Source organism: Streptomyces sp. NPDC014727, from assembly GCF_043083485.1.
Taxonomy (GTDB): domain Bacteria; phylum Actinomycetota; class Actinomycetes; order Streptomycetales; family Streptomycetaceae; genus Streptomyces.
Genome location: NZ_JBIBYR010000007.1, coordinates 258,663 through 276,495 on the forward strand (window position 1 = coordinate 258,663; position 17,833 = coordinate 276,495).

Consider the following 17,833-nt stretch of genomic DNA (forward strand, 5'->3'; position numbering starts at 1 on the left):
TGCCCAGCCCATTGGGTCATGAGCTGTCCTAATGGCTGCTTAGTTTCTTCCCATGACTTCTTCCACATCTCTGCCGTCCACGGCATCCGGGCCCACGGTGTCCTCGGACCCGTCGGACCGGCGACGCTGGTTCGCGCTCGCCATCGTGATGACCGCGGCCTTCATGGACCTGGTCGACGTCACGATCGTCAACATCGCCGTCCCGAGCATCCAGCAGGACACCGGCGCCTCGTTCAGCTCGATCCAGTGGATCACCGCCGGATACGCCCTGGCCTTCGCGGCCGGGCTGATCACCGGCGGCCGGCTGGGCGACATCTACGGCCGCAAGCGACTGTTCCTCATCGGTATCGGCGGCTTCACGCTGGCCTCCGCGCTCTGCGGCTTCGCCGCGAACCCGGAGATGCTGGTCGCCTCCCGCATCCTCCAGGGCGGCACCGCCGCGCTGATGGTTCCGCAGGTGCTGTCGATCGTGCACGCCACCTTCCCGGCGCACGAGCGCGGCAAGGTCTTCGGCCTCTTCGGGGCGATCGTCGGCCTCGGCGCCGTCCTGGGACCGCTGCTGGGCGCGCTGCTCACCGAGTGGAACATCGCCGGTCTCGAATGGCGGCCCATCTTCCTGATCAACCTGCCGGTCGGCATAGCGGGTCTGATCCTGGGACGGAAGTTCATCACCGAGTCCAAGGCCCCGAAGGCGCTCCGGCTCGATCTGGTCGGTGTCGCCCTGGTGACGCTGGGACTGCTGATGCTGATCTACCCGCTCACCCGTGGCCGCGAGCTGGGCTGGCCGCTGTGGGGTCATGTGTCGATGGTCGGCAGCCTCCTGGTCTTCCTCGTCCTGGTGGTGTTCGAGCGGGGCAAGGCGCGCAAGGACGGTTCACCGCTGGTCGAGCTGTCGCTGTTCCGGGTCAAGAGCTTCGCGGCGGGCATCGCCGTGCAGCTGACCTTCGGTCTCGGCCTCGGCATCTTCTTCCTGGTCTGGACGCTCTACATGCAGATGGGGCTCGGCTGGAGCGCGCTGAAGGCCGGCACGACGGGTATCCCGTTCTCGATCGCCGTCTCGTTCGCCGCCGGGATCTCCGTACAGAAGCTGGTGCCCCGCTTCGGCCGCAAGGTCCTCCAGTCGGGTGCGCTGCTGATGATCGTCGGCCTGCTGCTCTACATCTGGGAGTCGGACCGCTACGGCATGGGCATTGCGTCCTGGCAGATGGCGCTGCCGCTGGTGGTCATGGGTATCGGCATGGGCCTGATCGTGGCTCCGCTGACGGACATGGTGCTGTCCGAGGTGCCGAAGGAGCACTCCGGTTCGGCCTCAGGGCTGATCAACACCGTGCAGCAGATGGGCAACGCGCTCGGGCTCGGACTGGTGTCGGTCGTCTTCTTCGGCTCCATCGGGGACCGGCTGGCGCCCCAGCAGGTGGGTCCGGCGTTCGCGGAGGCGTTCCAGCACTCGCTGTGGTACGTGGCCGGGGTGCTCGCGGTGATCTTCCTGGTGATGTTCGCGCTGCCGGCCCGGCCGCGGCAGCAGGTGGAGGGCGGCGACGGGGCCGTGGACGACGAGAGCGTCTCCGTGACGTCCGTGAGCGGGGCCGGAGCCGGGGCCGGGGCCGAACTCGGCAAGGAGCCTGCGCTGACGCCGTGAGGCCATGACGCCGCCATGACACTCGTGACGGTGTCGGCGTCCTGAAGGCGAGAGGTGCCCGTACTCCCCGGGGGAGTACGGGCACCTCTCATGTGTGCCGGGCTCCGGTCAGCAGATGTGTGTACGGCTCTCCATGGCGCCGCGCGCCGAGTCCTCGTCGCCGTACACCTCGCACATGTGGCGGCCGTCCGGCGTGGCCGTGTGCTCGACCTCCCACAGGCTCGTCTCGCTGCCGTCGAGGAGCAGGAAGGCGTGCTCGTACAGGGTGAAACCGGCGTCCCGCCCGTCCACCCGGCACTGCCGTCCGAAGACCTGGGTGATGTGATGGGCGAACGCGGCGCGCAGCAGGCGGGCGGTCTCCTCACCGGGGCCGTCGCTGTTCTCCGCGCGGCGCAGCACTCGGCGGGCGTGGTCGGCGGAATTGTCCGGGGCGTACATCCGGGGCAGCGGGACCGGTGGCGCCGCCATCAGGACGGTGAGCACCTCCAGATCGGCCTGCGGTCCGTCGTCCCCGAACATCGGGGCCTCACCGAAGCCGCCGGCCAGCCGGGCGGCGGCGACATGGACATCGGCCTCGTCGTCGTACAGCTCGTGGTGGCGGAGGTCGGGCTCCGTCCGGGACCGCGGGTCCGTCGTGCCCCGCGGACCGCCGTGCACCAGCTCCCACAGGGTGAGAGGGGTGCCGTCGGACAGCAGATAGGTGTGCCGGTAGGTCTCTCGGTGGAGCACGGAACTGTGGTGCGAGGAGTGCAGGGAACTGCTGTGGGCGAGTGCGGTACCGAGTCTCTCGACCGTGCTGTCGGGCAGGTCGAAAGAGTTGAGTGCCCGTCGCAGGAGTCGCTCGAGGTGCTGCTCGGTTGTCTCGTACGGATCGCTCAAGGTGCTGTCTCCAGGCCGTCGCCGCGTGTTACTTGGTGCGTGCTTAACGTAGTCCCTGGCTCCGACATCGTGACCGGGGTTCAGGAAAACGTATGTCGCACGCAGATGGTTCCTGTCGGTTCGTCCGAACTTCCTTACTCGGGAGGCGAGTCGGACGCCGGGCGTTCGCGCGGTGCGGGCTGTGCCGGGGGCCGGTGGCTGTCGTAGAGATCGCTGTACGAGGGACAGCTGCCTCCGCCGGGGCGGCCGTCGACGCTCTGAGCTGCCCGGACGGCCTTCACGATGGCGCGGGTCACGACGTCCGCGCCGGCCGCCAGGAGGTCGTTGAGCGCGATGGGGTTCCGCGGATCCAGCTGCCGGGCGCCGGTGGCCAGTGCGAAGACGGTGTCCCCGTCGGTCAGCAGATGTACGGGGCGGACGGCGCGCGCCAGCCCGTCGTGCGCCGTGCCCGCGAGCTTCTGCGCCTGGGCGCGGGTGAGATCCGCGTCCGTGGCGACGACCGCGAGCGTGGTGTTCAGCGGAGGCCGGGCGTCCGTCGCCCGCGCCTCGGCCAGGCGTCGCTGTGCCGCACGGTGCACCTCGGGCGCGGGGTACACCGGCGGTTCGGCGGCGCCGTACTCCCCGTACAGCACTCCCGTACGCGGATCGACCACCGAACCTGCCGCGTTCACCACGACGAGCGCGCCCACCGTGATCCCGGACGCCAGCCGCACGCTCGCCGTGCCCACCCCGCCCTTCAGCTGTCCGGCGACCGCACCCGTACCGGCGCCGACAGCCCCCTCGGCGACCGGAGCCCCCGACTCCGTGCCCGCCGCGTCCTCCACCGCCGCGCGACCGGTCGATGCGTCGGGGCGGGCCCGCCAGTCACCGCCCCGCCCCAGGTCGAAGACGCACGCGGCCGGAACCACCGGCACCACCTGCGCCGGATCGGGCCCGACCCACACCCCGCGCCCCTGTTCCTCCAGCCAGGCCATCACGCCCGACGCCGCGTCCAGTCCGTACGCGCTGCCGCCCGTCAGGACGACGGCGTCGACACGCTGCACCAGATTGCGCGGATCGAGCGCGTCCGTCTCCCGGGTGCCGGGGCCGCCGCCGCGTACGTCCACGGCCGCGATCGCACCGCCCTCGGGCGCGAGGACCACCGTGGTGCCGCTCAAGGCGCCCGCGCCCGCCACCTGCGCGTGGCCGACACGCAGTCCGGCGACGTCGGTCAGCGCGTCGAGCGGCCCGGCGGCGGACGACGGGAAGGGGGTCGTCGGTTCCTGCGGTTCTTCCGTCACGCGTGCTCCTCACTGGAATCTGGATTCAGCACTACTGAAAACTGGATTCACCACTCGCGCCGTACGGCGCCCGCGACTCGCCGCCCGGCGTCTCTGCCCTCACCCGCGCCACCCCCGTCGTCGGCCGTACCGCTCGGGCCACTCATGCCACCCGTGACTGTCGCTCACGGCCCGCTCACCGCCCCTGCCCTGCCCGCGCCCTCACTCCGCCGCGTCCGGCCGCCGGGACAGGGCCACGCCCACGGCCACGGTCGCCGCCGCCACCAGGCCGGCCGCGAACACCGCCCAATCCCCGGCGAACGTACAGGCCAGGATCGCCAGCGCGGCCACGGGGAGGGGCAACTGCTCCGCGAGATCGCGCTTGAAGTGGCGGGCGTGCAGCGCCCACACCGTCAGCAGGAAGAGCGCGGAGGGCACGGTCACCGCAGCGGCCGCCACGGCGTTCGAGACATGGGCGTTGCCCACGGCCTGTTCCACGGCGACCTCGATGCCCGAGCCGATCGCCGCCGCCGAGCCGAAGATCAGGAAGTGTCCGTATCCCCAGACGAACGCTTCCCTGCTGCCGCGGAGGTAGTCGTGGATCGGTACGGCGAAATAGATCCACCACGCCGAGAAGACGATCAGCAGCCCACCCGCGGCGATCGGCAGCAACTCGCGGAACGCGCCGTGCTCGTCCACGGCCTGCTGGACCGCGACGGTGGCCGCCGCGATCGTCTCGCCCAGCACGATGATCGTGAACAGGCCATAACGCTCGCCGATGTGGCGCGGATGCCAGCTCGTCGCGCGGTCGCGCTCGGCCAGAGCCGGAACGGACATCTCCGCGAGCACCAGCACGACGAAGACGGCGGCACGCGCTCCGCCCGAGTTGCCGGTCAGCAACAGCATGCCGATCCAGCCCAGCTGCACCACGGTGATCCCGACGGCGTACCGCAGCGCGACGCGCCGCTCGGAGCCCTGGGTGCAGTACGCGGCGCGCAGCCACTGGCTGGTCAGCGCGAGTCGCATCACGACATAGCCGACCACACCGACCGTCCACTCGCCCGCGTCGAAGGCGCGCGGCACGCCGGCGGCGAAGATGAGCACCCCGGTGATCTGGACAAGGGTGACCACGCGGTACAGCGGGTCGTCGGTGTCGTAAGCCGAGGCGAACCAGGTGAAGTTGACCCAGGCCCACCAGATCGCGAAGAAGACGGCCGCGTAGCTGACGATTCCGGTGACGGCGTGTCCTTCGGCAACGGCGTGCAGCAGCCGTCCGCCCGCCTGCGCCACGGCGACGACGAAGCAGAGGTCGAAGAAGAGCTCCAGCGGGGTCGACGCACGATGCTTCTCGGCGCGGCTGCGGGCAGTCATCCTGGGCATGGGCATCAGCACACCAGATGGGTCGGCGGCGCTCGGGTGACATGTCCCGGACGCCGGTCAGTGGATTCACGTGCAGGTGTTCATGAGTGGACGGGGACCCGAGGTCTCGGGGAAACCGCAGGCCGGTGCGGCTGTGCCCGGCCCGGCGACAGGCTACGGGCCGGACGGGCGAACGGGCTCACCCTACTGAGCCGCAAAATAGGACTAATCGTCCCATGCGGCCCTACGGTGACGGAGTCACCGAGCCACCTGAAGCCTCCGCCGCAGCCGCGCAGACCGCCCCCTCCACGAGCGGTATCCGCAGATCCGCCCCACCAGGGGCTACGGCGACCCGCGGGTCAGGCACACCGGTCCCGGCCCGGGCGCGGGAACCGACCAGGAACCGGAGCGCTCCTCGGAACTGACGGCCCGGCCGGCGTCGGCCATGACCGTCGTCATCGGACAGCTCTGGGGCCTGACCGTCGTCATCGACGCGTGGATGGAGGGAAACACCGGCACGGCCCGGTTGGGTGCGGGCTTCCTCTGCCTGTCGTTCCTCGTGGTCCTCGGGCTGTGGCTGCTCGACCCGAAGGACCGCTGACCGCCGCCGTACTCTGGATGTATGAGCACCGCCCCCGCCCCCGGCCCGCGCGATTCGAAGCCCACCCAGCCGGTACAGCAGAAACCCGAACCGGCGCTGATCTTCGACGATCCGCTGGACCAGCAGTCCGCGGACGATACGGACCGAGGGTGGGGCGAGCGGGCCCCGGCCGGTGGCAGCGCCGCCGATCTGGCGCGCTTCCTCGACGAGAAGCCGCCCCACCACATCTGAGCCCTCGCTCCGTGGTGGTCCGACGACGCCGCTGCCGGTTTTTCCGCCACGCGTCCCCCTACTGGTCGTGACCGCTACTGGTCGTGACTTCGGCCGTGGACCTCGCCGACCTTGGTGCCGAACGCGCCGACGAGTGGGTTGATCGCACCCTTCACCACCGCGTTCACGATCTGTGTGAAACCGGCGCCGATGACGACGGCGACCGCCGGATCGATCACGTTGCCGCGCGACAGAAAGGCTTTGAACCCTTCCAGCAGTCCGATTGTTTGATTGCTCATCAGCGCGCGTCAGCACAGAGTCACCGCCAGCCTGGTCGAAATACCCGCGCCGGCCAGCGACGCGGCCACGGTCCGGGGGACCGCCAGCACAATCAGCGCTCCGTCTTCCACAGGACCTTCGGCCGGGGGCTGTGGGACATCGGCCACCCGCGCGCCCTTCGCCAGCACCCGGACATCGGTTCCGGTCGACTCGGCAGCGATCACGTCGACCTGGTCTCCCGGTCGCAACAGCCGCACTGTCGCGGCATCCGCGATCCGGACCGGCGCGGACACCAGTGGAGCCGACCGCCGCCCCGGCTCCGTAGCCGTTCCTGCCGCACCGCCCTCCCTCATCCGTGCCCCCTGCGCGGTGTCCCCGCCCGCGCCACCACCGCCCAGCCCCGTCGCGGTGAGTGCGGCAGCTGTCAGGGCCAGCCCGGCGGCCAGGACGCGGCGCTGTCGCCACACCGCACGCCGCAGTCGGTGCCCACCGCCTCCGCGTACCCGCAACGGTTCGAACACGGGCACACCGCACGGCGGGGGAGCCGACGCCGGTGGTCCTGGAGCCGTCGGCCGTACCGCCCCGGCACTGGCAACGGGACGTTCAGGGCGCGCGGACGCGCACCACGGGGGCGATGAGAACGGCGCGAACGCTGAGAACGGCGGAGAGGACTGAGGCGGCGGGAACGCCTGAGACGGCGGGGACGGCAGGGACGGCGGGAGCAACTGAAACGACTGAGACGACTGAGACGACTGAGGCGACTGAGACAACGGGGGTGATTGAGACGACGGAGACATGGCCAACACCACCTGCCGTGAGGAGATTCGGGCGAACACCCCTCACGATCCGCCGTCCGCGAGTTTCGCGCCGAAGCCTGTGGATGTCCCCGGCGTTGTGGACAACGCCCTCACCCACTCACGCCACAACGGTCACCAGCTACCCGCTACCCGCAACTGCCTCCCACGGCCGTCCCCACCAGGCTAAGGAAGCTCGATCCCCGTGTTCAGTCCGTCCAGCGCGTGGGAGCACGGGCAATCGCGGTCGGCCACCGCCGGCAGCGCGGCCACCACGTCGAAGAGCACCGCGCGCAGCCGGTCCACATTGGCCGCGAACACCTTCAGCACTTCTCCGTGGGAGACACCCTCTCCGGCCTCCGCCCCCGCGTCCAGGTCCGTCACCAACGTCATCGTCGTGTAGCAGAGGCCCAGTTCGCGGGCGAGGATCGCCTCCGGATGCCCGGTCATCCCGACCACCGACCAGCCCATCGCCGCATGCCAGCGCGATTCCGCCCGGGTCGAGAAGCGCGGGCCCTCGACGACCACCAGCGTTCCGCCGTCCACCGGCTCCCAGTGCTTCGCGCGTGCCGCCGCCAGCGCGGCCCGGCGCCCCTCGGGGCAGTAGGGATCGGCGAAGCCCAGATGCAGGACGTTCGGCTCCGCTCCGTCGGCCCTGGTCTCCCCGTCGTAGTAAGTCTGCGGCCTGGCCCTGGTGCGGTCCACCATCTGGTCGGGCACGAGCAGTGTGCCGGGCCCGTATTCCGGACGCAGGCCGCCCACCGCGCACGGGCCGAGCACCTGACGCACACCGACGGAGCGCAGGGCCCACATGTTGGCCCGGTAGTTGATGCGATGCGGCGGCAGATGGTGGCCGCGCCCGTGGCGGGGCAGGAAGGCGACGCGTCGGCCGCCCACCTCGCCGAGGAAGAGAGAGTCGCTCGGCGGTCCGTACGGGGTGTCCACACGCACCTCCGTGACGTCCTCCAGGAAGGAGTACAGGCCCGAGCCGCCGATGACACCGATCTCTGCGTTCACCATGCGATCACACTAGCGGCGCGGGGAAACGCCGGGGACCCCGCCGAATGGATCGACGGGGTCCCCGGGGAACGTTGCGGTGCGGCTCAGGCTGCCGACGTACCACTCGTCGAGGACGACGAGGCGGACGAAGAAGACGCGGAGACCGAGGAGGAAGCGGGCGACTTCGAGTCGGACCCGGTCGACGACGACGATGAATCGGAACCGGATGCCTTCGCCGAGGACGACGCCGGGGTGCTGCTCGACGAGGAGCCACGGCTGTCGTTCCGGTAGAAACCGGAGCCCTTGAAGACGATGCCGACCGCCGAGAACACCTTCTTCAGGCGTCCTTCGCAGCTCGGGCACACGGTCAGGGCATCATCGGTGAACTTCTGCACCGCCTCAAGGCCCTCGCCGCATTCGGTGCACTGATACTGATAGGTCGGCACTTGCTCCTCCTGGCACTCTCACTCAATGAGTGCTAACGACGCTCCATACTGACGTATTCCGCGGGATCAGTCCACCGTGACCGGCTCCCGGTGACCGACACCACGTGCCACGGCCCGCGACGAGGCGGCGGGCACGAGCCTCGAACGCAGTGCCAGCAGCGTGGCCAGCGCCAGTACGGTCCCCACCAGCGGCACCACGAAACCGGTGCTCGCGCCGTGGGCGTCGGCGAGTCGTCCGGCGATCGTCACCGCGCCCGCCTGGCCCAGAGCGACCGAGCCCGTCAGCCAGGTGAACGCCTCGGTCCGGGCGGACTCCGGCACCAGCCCCTCGACCAGCGTGTAGCCGCTGATCAGGGCCGGGGCGATGGAGAGCCCGACCAGCAGTCCGAGCCCGGCCAGCAGGGTCATGGAGTGCACCGCCCACAGCCCGGAGGCGGTCAGGGTCAGTGCCGTGTACCCGACGATCAGCCGCCGTCGCGGCCCGCTCTTCCAGGCGATGGCGCCGCAGGCGATCCCGGCCAGCATGTTGCCGGCCGCGAAGACCCCGTACAGCAGGCCGTTCGCACCGGGCCGGCCGACCTCCTCGGCGAAGGCGGTCAGCGAGACCTGCATGCCGCCGAAGACCGCGCCGATCCCCAGGAAGGTCACCGCGAGCACCCGGACACCCGGGACGGACAGCGCGGACGCATGCCGCCGGGAGGCGCTGGTGGCGGGGGTGCTCACCGCGGGCTGGGTGCGGCTCTGCGCGGCGAAGAGCAGGCCGCCGACCAGGGTGAGGCCGGCCTCCGTGATCAGGCCGGCCGCCGGGTGCACCCCGGTGCACAGAGCGGTGGCGACCACCGGGCCGATGACGAAGGTGAACTCGTCCGTCACCGACTCGAAGGCGGCCGCGGTCGGCATCAGCGGGGAGGCCTCACGGCCCGGTGCCGCGCCCAGCACGGCCGCCCAGCGGGCCCGGACCATCGGCCCGATCTGCGGAACGGACGCGCCGGTCGGCACGGCCGCCACGAACAGGGCCCACAGGGGCGAGTCCGCCAGCGCCAGCGCTGTCAGCGCCGACACGGACACCGCGTGCACCAGGAGACCGGGCAGCAGTACGGCGCGCTGGCCGAAACGGTCGGCGAGCTTTCCGGTCTGCGGTGCGAACAAGGCCATGGAGACACCGGTCACGGCGGCGACGGAGCCCGCGCTGCCGTACGAGCCGGTGGTGTGCTGGACCAGGAGCACGATGCCGATCGTCAGCATCGCGAAGGGCTGCCGTGCGGCGAAGCCCGGCAGGAGAAACGTCCACGCACCAGGGGTGCGCAGCAACTGCCCGTATCCGGGGCGGTCGGAGACCGTGGACGCCACGGTCCATGCCTTTCTGCCGCCTGGTGGCCGAGCTCCCGCCCTGCCGGCACGGGTGGTGCGGGCTCGTACGGGTGCTGCCGAGAGCTGTCCTCTTCGCGCGGGACTGCGGTAGATGCCGGGCGCTCAGCAGAGGCGGAGGACGCCACGACCGCCATACGGTCGCGCCAGCTCTGCGTCAGGCAGAGTTGGTCGTTCAGGTTGGTCGATCGGGTTGGCCGATCGGGCCGTTCGACCCCTGTCAGGGGCCGATCAGATGGCCTTCATGGTACAGGCAGATACCCTTGCGGGCCTCTGATTGTGCGCAGGGGTCCCGTCCCGGCCTCGGATAGAAACGCGCCTCGGACAGAAACGCGCCCGGATGGAAACGCGCCTCGGACAGAAACGCACAGCCTCTTCTGTCCCAGCCGTCGCAGCCTCTCCAGCGGCACCGGCAGCCCCGACGGGCCCAGCGGCTTCGGCGGCCGGGGGCCACCGGGACCGCTGGGGCCGCGGGGCCACCTCGACGGCCTCGACGACGTCAATGACGGGCTTTCGACCCGTCCGCCTTCCCCATTCTCTTCACGGCCTTCAGCGCGTGTGCCACGTCATGGGCCACATCGGCCCCGGCGAGGCTCTCGCCGCCACTGCCGGTGGTGCCCAGCCAGCCCGCGAGCTTGCCGCCCTCGCCGACCGCGCGCAGCCGTTCCTCCGCCGCGTCGCGCACCGGGTCGGTGGTGACCACGAGCAGTTCGTCACCGCGCCGGAGCACGGTCGACGGCGCCGGCACGAAGCTCTTCCCGTCCCGTACGACCAGGGTGACCGCGGCCCCGGCGGGCAGCCGCAGCTCCCCGACCTCCACGCCGTGCATCTTCGACCTGCCGGGGATCGCCACCGACAGCAGATGGCCGCGCAGCCGTTCCAGCGGGGCCGACTCGATGCCCAGGTCGGTGGCCTCGGCCGGATCGTCGGCGATCTTCAGGGCCTTGGCCATCCAGGGCAGGGTCGGGCCCTGGATGAGGGTGTAGACGACGACGAGCACGAAGACGATGTTGAAGATCCGGGTGGAGCCCTCGACCCCGGACACCATCGGGATGGTCGCCAGGATGATGGGTACGGCGCCGCGCAGCCCCGCCCAGGACATGAACGCCTTCTCCTGCCAGGGCAGCCGGAACGGCGCCAGCGAGATGAAGACCTCCAGCGGACGTGCCACCACGGTCAGCACCAGCCCGACGATGACCGCGGGCCAGAAGTCGTCGTACAGATCGTGCGGGGTGACGAGGAGACCGAGCAGCACGAACATGCCGATCTGGGCCAGCCAGCCGAGCCCGTCGGCGAAGCCGCGGGTGGCGGGCCAGTGCGGCAGCTTGGCGTTGCCGAGGATCATCGCGGCCAGGTAGACGGCGAGGAAGCCGCTGCCGTGGACGAGGGCGCCCGCCGCGTACGCGGACACCGCGATCGCCATCACCGCGATCGGGTACAGGCCGGACGCGGGCAGCGCCACGTGACGCAGCCCGAACGAGCCGAGCCAGCCGACGGCGAGACCCATGGCCGCACCGATCGCGAGCTCCAGGGCTATCTCCCCGACCAGTACGTACCAGCTGTCCACCGGTCCCTTGGTCGAGAACGCCACCACCAGGATCACCACGGGGGCGTCGTTGAAGCCGGACTCGGCCTCCAGCACACCGGTGACCCGGGCGGGCAGCGGCACCTTGCGCAGCACGGAGAAGACCGCGGCGGCGTCCGTCGACGAGACGACCGCGCCGATGATCAGCGACTGGCGCCAGTCCAGGCCGACCAGGTAGTGCGCCCCGGCCGCGGTGACGCCGACGCTCACCGCGACGCCGACGATCGAGAGCGCCGCGGCAGCCGGCAGCGCGGGTTTGATCTCTTTCCACTTCGTGCCCAGGCCACCCTCGGCGAGGATCACGACCAGCGCGGCATAGCCGATCACCTGGGTCAGTTCGGCGTTGTTGAACTTGACGTCGAAGAGGCCGTCCTGCCCCATGACGATCCCGATGCCGAGATACAGGAGCAGGCTGGGGAGCCCGCTGCGGGACGAGATGCGCACTGCCGCCACCGCGACGAGCAGGACGAGTGAGCAGACGAGCAGGAGTTCGTTGAGCACGTGGACAGACAGTGGCCGTTCCTTCCCTGCGTACGCCTGCCGAATCGAGCCTCGGCATCGGCCGTTGGCGGCCGGTACTTCGTTACCTTACCTAATCTTTAACGTTTTCTTGACGCGCTCGATCATTCGTACGACCACCTCGGAATTCGAACCATCTCGATGCCGCGTCAGAGCCGCGCCGGTGCTGCGCCTATGGTTGCTCCTGCACTCCCAGGACCACCTGCCCCTCGAAGGACAGCGATGCCCGCCAACACAACCGCCTCTTCCGGCACCACTGGTTCCACCGGTGGGAAGACCGGCAGGAAGAAGGGGCGACGTGCCCGCCTGATCGTGATCGTCCTGGTGCTGGCGCTTGTCGCGGGTATCGGTTACGGCGCGTTCTGGTCCGTATCAACCGTGCGGGCCTCGTACCCGCAGACGACCGGGTCGATCAAGATCGACGGCCTGGACGGCAACGTCGACGTCAAACGCGACAGCTACGGGATTCCGCAGCTGTACGCGGACACCGACGCCGACCTCTTCCGCGCCCAGGGCTTCGTGCAGGCGCAGGACCGCTTCTGGGAGATGGACGTCCGCCGTCACATGACGGCGGGCCGGCTCTCCGAGATGTTCGGCTCCGGGCAGGTCGACACGGACTCCTTCCTGCGCACGCTCGGCTGGCGCAAGGTCGCTCAGGAGGAGTACGACAACGTCCTGTCCGCGGACACCAAGAAGAACCTCCAGGCGTACGCGGACGGCGTGAACGCCTACCTCAAGGGGCGCGACGGCAAGGACATCTCCGTCGAGTACGCCGCCCTCGGCCTCACCAACGACTACAAGCCGGACGAGTGGACCCCGGTCGACTCGGTCGCCTGGCTCAAGGCCATGGCCTGGGACCTGCGCGGCAACATGCAGGACGAGATCGACCGCTCGCTGATGACCAGCAGGCTCGACGCGAAGAAGATCGAGGACCTCTACCCGCCCTACCCGTACAAGAAGCACAAGCCGATCGTCGAGGGGGGCGCGATCTCCTCGGTCACCGGGAAGTTCGACCCGGCCGCGACGCCGTCGTCGACCGGCCTCGGCTCGGACACCGTGCAGGGCGCCACCGAGGGCGTGAGCACCCAGCTCGCCTCGCTCTCCGACACCCTCGACCAGATCCCGGCGCTGCTCGGCCCGAACGGCAACGGCATCGGCTCCAACTCCTGGGTGGTCTCGGGCCAGTACACGACGACCGGCAAGCCGCTGCTCGCCAACGACCCGCACCTGGCGCCCCAGCTGCCCTCGCTCTGGTACCAGATGGGGCTGCACTGCCGCCAGATTTCGGCGAAGTGCCAGTACGACACCGCCGGCTACACCTTCTCCGGCATGCCCGGTGTGATAATCGGCCACAACCAGGACATCGCCTGGGGCTTCACCAACCTCGGCGCGGACGTCACCGACCTCTTCCTGGAGAAGGTTTCCGGCGACGGCTACCTGTACGACGGCAAGGTCAAGCCGTTCACCACCCGCGACGAGACCATCAAGGTCGCGGGCGGCAAGAGCCGGACGATCACCGTCCGTGAGACCAACAACGGTCCGCTGGTCTCCGACCGCAGCAGCGAACTGGAGACGGTCGGCCAGAAGGCCCCCGTCGGCAACTCGGCTCCGGACCGGGCCGACGGGTACGCGGTCGCCCTGAAGTGGACCGCGCTGGAACCCGGCAAGTCGATGGACGCCGTCTTCGAGCTCAACCGGGCCAAGGACTTCAAGAGCTTCCAGGCGGCGGCCGAGCACTTCGAAGTTCCCTCGCAGAACCTGATCTACGCCGACACCAAGAACAACATCGGCTACCAGGCCCCCGGCAAGATCCCGGTCCGCCTCCAGGGCGACGGCACGGTGCCCAGCCCCGGCTGGTCCTCGGAGTACGGCTGGAAGAAGGACCCGATCCCGTTCGACGAGCTGCCCTACGAGTACAACCCGAAGCGCGGCTACATCGTCACCGCCAACCAGCCCGTCATCGACGAGAAGTATCCCCACCTGCTCACCAAGGACTGGGGCTACGGCACCCGCAGTCAGCGGATCAACGACCTCATCCAGTCGAAGATCAAGGGCGGCGGGAAGATCTCGACCGAAGACATGCAGAAGATGCAGATGGACAACACCAGCGAGATCGCCGCGCTGCTGGTGCCCGAGCTGATGAAGATCAACATCTCGGACAAGAGCGTCCGCGAGGCACAGAAGCTCCTGGAGGGCTGGGACTACACCCAGGAGTCCGACTCGGCCGCGGCCGCGTACTTCAACGCGGTCTGGCGCAACATCCTCAAGCTGGCCTTCGGCGACAAGCTGCCCAAGGAGCTGCGGGTCAAGGGCGAGTGCCTCAATGTGCCCCGCGCCGACAGCTCGGGCCCGGTCGACGAGCAGGGCAAGCTGGTGCGCGAGTGCGGCCGGCGCGACGCGGACACGGCTCAGCCGGACGGCGGTGACCGCTGGTACCAGGTGGTCGCCAACCTGATGGACGACCCGAACAGCGACTGGTGGAAGTCGCCGAGGAGCGGTCGGGACACGGCGACCGAGAACCGCGACCAGCTCTTCGCCCGCGCCATGACGGATGCCCGCTGGGAGCTGACCGCGAAGCTCGGCAAGGACATCACCACCTGGAGCTGGGGCCGGCTGCACCAGCTGACCCTGAAGAACCAGACCCTCGGCACCGAGGGCCCCGGTCTGTTCCAGCGTGTCCTCAACCGCGGCCCGTGGAACATCGGCGGCGGCGAGGCCGCGGTGAACGCCACCGGCTGGAACGCGGCCGGCGGCTACGACGTCGTCTGGGTTCCGTCGATGCGGATGGTGGTCAACGTGGGGGACTGGGACAAGTCCCGCTGGATCAACCTCACCGGCGCCTCGGGGCACGCGTTCGCGGCGCACTACACCGATCAGACCGACAAGTGGGTCAAGGGCGAACTGCTCGACTGGTCCTTCGGGACGAACGCCGTCACGAAGTCGACGACCGACACCCTGACCCTCAAGCCGTAGGGCCCGTCCGGCGGGTCATGGCCGGAGTCACCACCGCGTCGACGGGGTGGTCGTGCGGTTCCTCAGGGACCCGCGCGACCACCTCGTTGTCGTAGAGCAGGACGATCAGCGCGGGATGCGCCCCCGCCGCGGCGAGCCGGGCCAGCACCCGGTCGTAGCTGCCGCCGCCACGGCCGAGCCGCATTCCGCGCGCGTCCACCGCGAGGCCCGGCAGCAGGACCACGTCGGCCTCCAGAACCGCGTCCGGGCCGAGCCGTTCCCCGTCCGGCTCCAGCAGCCCGCGGCCGGCCGGGGCCAGATGAGCGGCTCCTTCGTACGGCGCCCAGTCCAGGTCGTTGTCCGGGAGGAGCACCGGCAGCAGCACCCGCACGCCCCGCGCGCGGAGCACGTCCAGCAGGGCGCGCGTGCCCGGCTCGCTCCCCACCGAGACGTACGCGGCGACGGTGTGGGCCTCGGACATTTCCGGGAGGTCCCATGCGACCCGGGACAGAACCACCCCGGCGTCTTCCACGTCTTCCCTGCTGAGAAGGCGCCGCGCGGCCAGCAGTTCACGCCTGAGAAGCGCCTTTTCGGACATGTCGATGTTCAACGGGCACCCGTGAATCTCTCGTATGTGCATATAGGTGTACAAAATTAACCGGAACCTCATCTTCCGCCCATACGCACCGGATATCGTTCCTCGCATGACTCAGTCGCACACCAGGATCAGCAAGGCTGTCATCCCGGCCGCAGGGCTCGGTACCCGCTTCCTGCCGGCCACCAAAGCCACTCCGAAGGAGATGCTGCCTGTCGTCGACAAGCCGGCGATCCAGTACGTCGTCGAGGAAGCGGTGGCCGCCGGTCTCTCCGACGTACTGATGATCACCGGTCGCAACAAGCGTCCCCTCGAGGACCACTTCGACCGCAATTACGAGCTGGAGTCCGCACTCACCCGCAAGGGAGATGCCGAACGGCTCCAGAAGGTCCAGGAATCGAGCGACCTGGCCACCATGCACTACGTCCGGCAGGGCGATCCGCGCGGCCTCGGCCACGCCGTGCTGTGTGCCGCACCGCACGTGGGCGACCAGCCGTTCGCGGTCCTCCTCGGCGACGACCTGATCGACCCGCGCGACCCGCTGCTGGCCCGCATGGTCGAGATCCAGGAGCGCGAGGGCGGCAGTGTCGTCGCGCTGATGGAGGTCGATCCCGAGCAGATCCACATGTACGGCTGCGCGGCCTTCGAGCCCACCGCCGAGAGTGATGTCGTGCGCGTCAGCGGCCTGGTCGAGAAACCCGACAGGACCGAGGCGCCCAGCAACCTCGCCGTCATCGGCCGCTATGTCCTGGACCCCGCCGTCTTCGACATACTGCGCAAGACCGAGCCGGGCCGCGGCGGCGAGATCCAGCTCACCGACGCCCTGCAGCTCCTCGCCGAGGACGAGAAGATCGGCGGCCCCGTGCACGGCGTCGTCTTCAAGGGGCGCCGTTATGACACCGGTGACCGGAGCGACTACCTCCGTGCCATTGTCAGACTCGCGTGCGAACGTGAAGACCTGGGCCCGGACTTCAGGGTCTGGCTCCGCAGTTATGTCACCGAGGAGATGTAGCACTTTGAGCAGCAGCACGATCTGGTCGGTGGACGAGCACCTGGAAGACATTCTCGGCGCGGTGCGACCGCTCGAACCCATCGAGCTGCAACTGCACGACGCCCAGGGCTGCGTCCTCGTCGAGGACGTGGTCGTGGAGATCGCCCTGCCGCCCTTCGACAACAGCTCGATGGACGGGTACGCGGTCCGCGTCGCCGATGTCGAGGGCGCCGACGAGGAGTTCCCCGCCGTGCTCACCGTCATCGGTGACGTCGCGGCGGGCAGTGACGGGCTGCCCGGCGACCGGAGCGTCGGACCGGGCGAGGCCGCCCGCATCATGACCGGCGCCCCGCTGCCGGCTGGTGCCGAGGCCGTGGTCCCGGTCGAGTGGACCGACGGCGGTACGGGCGGCGGCCCCGCCGACACCATGCGTGCCCACCGCGACGCCCCCGAGGGCGCGGGCGGTGAGGTCCGCGTCCACCGCCCCGTCGAGGCCGGTGCCCATGTCAGGGCGCGCGGCAGCGACGTCAAGCCGGGCGATCTGGCCCTGAGCGCCGGATCGGTGATCGGACCTCCGCAGATCGGGCTGCTCGCCGCGATCGGCCGCTCCACGGTGAAGGTGCGGCCCCGGCCGCGCGTCGTCGTCATCTCCACCGGCAGCGAACTGGTCCAGCCGGGCGAGGAGCTGGCCGGCGGCCAGATCTACGACTCGAACAGCTTCGCCCTGACGGCCGCCGCCCGGGACGCCGGAGCGATCGCCTACCGCGTCGGTGCCGTCACGGACGACGCGGATACGCTCCGCGCCACGATCGAGGACCAGTTGATCCGCGCCGACATCGTCGTCACCACCGGTGGCGTCAGCGTCGGGGCGTACGACGTCGTCAAGGAAGCCCTGTCGTCGGTGGGCGACGAGGACGAGCCCGGCAGCGGCATCGATTTCCGCAAGCTCGCCATGCAGCCGGGCAAGCCGCAGGGCTTCGGCTCGATCGGCCCCGAACACACACCACTGCTGGCGCTGCCGGGCAATCCCGTCTCCAGTTACGTCTCCTTCGAGCTGTTCGTACGGCCCGCGATCCGTACGCTGATGGGGCTTCAGGACGTGAACCGTCCCACCACCAGGGCCGCGCTGAACACCGACAAGGCGCTCTCCTCACCGGCCGGCCGGCGGCAGTTCCTGCGGGGCACGTACGACGCGGAGGCCGGCACCGTCACCCCTGTCGGCGGTTCCGGATCGCATCTGATCGCGGCTCTCGCCCAGGCCGACGCGCTGATCGTGCTGCCCGAGGACGTCACCTCCGCCGAGCCCGGCACGGACACCGAGGTGATCCTGCTCCATTGATCCCCGGGCGGTGGCGGTA

At 69.9% G+C, this 17,833-nt stretch carries 14 protein-coding genes and 2 pseudogenes; 6 read left to right on the forward strand and 10 right to left on the reverse strand.

All coding sequences use genetic code 11. From position 1 onward, the window contains the following. Positions 1-52 precede the first annotated feature (52 nt). Positions 53-1,639 carry an MFS transporter gene (locus ACF1B9_RS14530; protein WP_391742362.1) on the forward strand — a complete coding sequence of 529 codons (1,587 nt, stop codon included), beginning with the start codon at positions 53-55 and terminating at the stop codon, positions 1,637-1,639. A gap of 108 nt (positions 1,640-1,747) precedes the next feature. Here ACF1B9_RS14530 and ACF1B9_RS14535 read toward each other — a convergent pair whose 3' ends face one another. From ACF1B9_RS14535 to ACF1B9_RS14545, 3 genes are all read right to left on the reverse strand, one after another. Further along, a complete protein-coding gene (locus tag ACF1B9_RS14535) occupies positions 1,748-2,518 on the reverse strand; it encodes a DUF6227 family protein (protein WP_391742360.1) in 771 nt (256 codons plus the stop codon). 134 nt (positions 2,519-2,652) lie between these two features. Next, entirely contained in the window at positions 2,653-3,798 is a 1,146-nt protein-coding gene (locus tag ACF1B9_RS14540) for a P1 family peptidase (protein WP_391742358.1), read from the reverse strand. Between the two features lie 201 nt (positions 3,799-3,999). Then, positions 4,000-5,157, reverse strand: a complete 1,158-nt coding sequence (locus tag ACF1B9_RS14545; protein ID WP_391742357.1) for a low temperature requirement protein A — start codon at positions 5,155-5,157, stop codon at positions 4,000-4,002. Positions 5,158-5,431: 274 nt separating this feature from the next. On the opposite strand from ACF1B9_RS14545, the pseudogene ACF1B9_RS14550 reads away from it, so the two are divergent. Together ACF1B9_RS14550 and ACF1B9_RS14555 are read left to right on the forward strand one after the other, a co-directional pair. After that, positions 5,432-5,737 (forward strand): annotated as a pseudogene (locus tag ACF1B9_RS14550) (hypothetical protein); the annotation flags it as partial. 21 nt (positions 5,738-5,758) lie between these two features. Beyond that, positions 5,759-5,968: a hypothetical protein gene (locus tag ACF1B9_RS14555; protein WP_391742356.1), complete on the forward strand. Its 210-nt coding sequence runs from the start codon at positions 5,759-5,761 to the stop codon at positions 5,966-5,968. Between the two features lie 110 nt (positions 5,969-6,078). Here ACF1B9_RS14555 and ACF1B9_RS14560 read toward each other — a convergent pair. The 6 genes and pseudogenes from ACF1B9_RS14560 to ACF1B9_RS14585 form a co-directional block, all read right to left on the reverse strand. Then, positions 6,079-6,246: pseudogene (locus tag ACF1B9_RS14560) on the reverse strand (MscL family protein); the annotation flags it as partial. 9 nt (positions 6,247-6,255) lie between these two features. Then, positions 6,256-6,747, reverse strand: coding sequence for a hypothetical protein (locus ACF1B9_RS14565; protein ID WP_391742354.1), 492 nt, complete (start codon positions 6,745-6,747; stop codon positions 6,256-6,258). A gap of 459 nt (positions 6,748-7,206) precedes the next feature. Then, positions 7,207-8,040 (reverse strand): S-methyl-5'-thioadenosine phosphorylase, encoded by an 834-nt coding sequence (locus tag ACF1B9_RS14570; protein WP_391742353.1) that lies wholly within the window; start codon positions 8,038-8,040, stop codon positions 7,207-7,209. 83 nt (positions 8,041-8,123) lie between these two features. After that, positions 8,124-8,465: an FmdB family zinc ribbon protein gene (locus ACF1B9_RS14575; protein WP_391742352.1), complete on the reverse strand. Its 342-nt coding sequence runs from the start codon at positions 8,463-8,465 to the stop codon at positions 8,124-8,126. Positions 8,466-8,531: 66 nt separating this feature from the next. After that, complete coding sequence (locus ACF1B9_RS14580; RefSeq protein ID WP_391742351.1) at positions 8,532-9,815, reverse strand: MFS transporter; 1,284 nt, start codon at positions 9,813-9,815, stop codon at positions 8,532-8,534. A gap of 517 nt (positions 9,816-10,332) precedes the next feature. Further along, positions 10,333-11,919, reverse strand: coding sequence for a potassium/proton antiporter (locus ACF1B9_RS14585; RefSeq protein WP_391742349.1), 1,587 nt, complete (start codon positions 11,917-11,919; stop codon positions 10,333-10,335). A 240-nt stretch (positions 11,920-12,159) separates the two neighbouring features. On the opposite strand from ACF1B9_RS14585, the gene ACF1B9_RS14590 reads away from it, so the two are divergent. Beyond that, positions 12,160-14,910, forward strand: a complete 2,751-nt coding sequence (locus tag ACF1B9_RS14590) for a penicillin acylase family protein (protein ID WP_391742347.1) — start codon at positions 12,160-12,162, stop codon at positions 14,908-14,910. On the opposite strand, the gene ACF1B9_RS14595 is transcribed toward ACF1B9_RS14590, so the two are convergent. Then, positions 14,900-15,487 carry a 5-formyltetrahydrofolate cyclo-ligase gene (locus ACF1B9_RS14595; protein ID WP_391742346.1) on the reverse strand — a complete coding sequence of 196 codons (588 nt, stop codon included), beginning with the start codon at positions 15,485-15,487 and terminating at the stop codon, positions 14,900-14,902. The two genes, ACF1B9_RS14590 and ACF1B9_RS14595, sit on opposite strands and share 11 nt — an antisense overlap. Before the next feature lie 106 nt (positions 15,488-15,593). Between ACF1B9_RS14595 and galU the strand changes: the two genes are divergently transcribed. Then, positions 15,594-16,496 (forward strand): UTP--glucose-1-phosphate uridylyltransferase GalU, encoded by a 903-nt coding sequence (galU, locus tag ACF1B9_RS14600; protein WP_391742344.1) that lies wholly within the window; start codon positions 15,594-15,596, stop codon positions 16,494-16,496. A gap of 4 nt (positions 16,497-16,500) precedes the next feature. Beyond that, positions 16,501-17,814: a gephyrin-like molybdotransferase Glp gene (gene glp / locus ACF1B9_RS14605; RefSeq protein WP_391742343.1), complete on the forward strand. Its 1,314-nt coding sequence runs from the start codon at positions 16,501-16,503 to the stop codon at positions 17,812-17,814. Positions 17,815-17,833: the final 19 nt, after the last annotated feature.

Coding starts and splice junctions, on each gene's coding strand:
- ACF1B9_RS14590 (WP_391742347.1), top strand. CDS start 12,160: ATGCCCGCCAACACAACCGCCTCTTCCGGCACCACTGGTTCCACCGGT.
- ACF1B9_RS14570 (WP_391742353.1), bottom strand. CDS start 8,040: ATGGTGAACGCAGAGATCGGTGTCATCGGCGGCTCGGGCCTGTACTCC.
- ACF1B9_RS14595 (WP_391742346.1), bottom strand. CDS start 15,487: ATGTCCGAAAAGGCGCTTCTCAGGCGTGAACTGCTGGCCGCGCGGCGC.
- ACF1B9_RS14530 (WP_391742362.1), top strand. CDS start 53: ATGACTTCTTCCACATCTCTGCCGTCCACGGCATCCGGGCCCACGGTG.
- ACF1B9_RS14545 (WP_391742357.1), bottom strand. CDS start 5,157: ATGCCCAGGATGACTGCCCGCAGCCGCGCCGAGAAGCATCGTGCGTCG.
- ACF1B9_RS14555 (WP_391742356.1), top strand. CDS start 5,759: ATGAGCACCGCCCCCGCCCCCGGCCCGCGCGATTCGAAGCCCACCCAG.
- galU (WP_391742344.1), top strand. CDS start 15,594: ATGACTCAGTCGCACACCAGGATCAGCAAGGCTGTCATCCCGGCCGCA.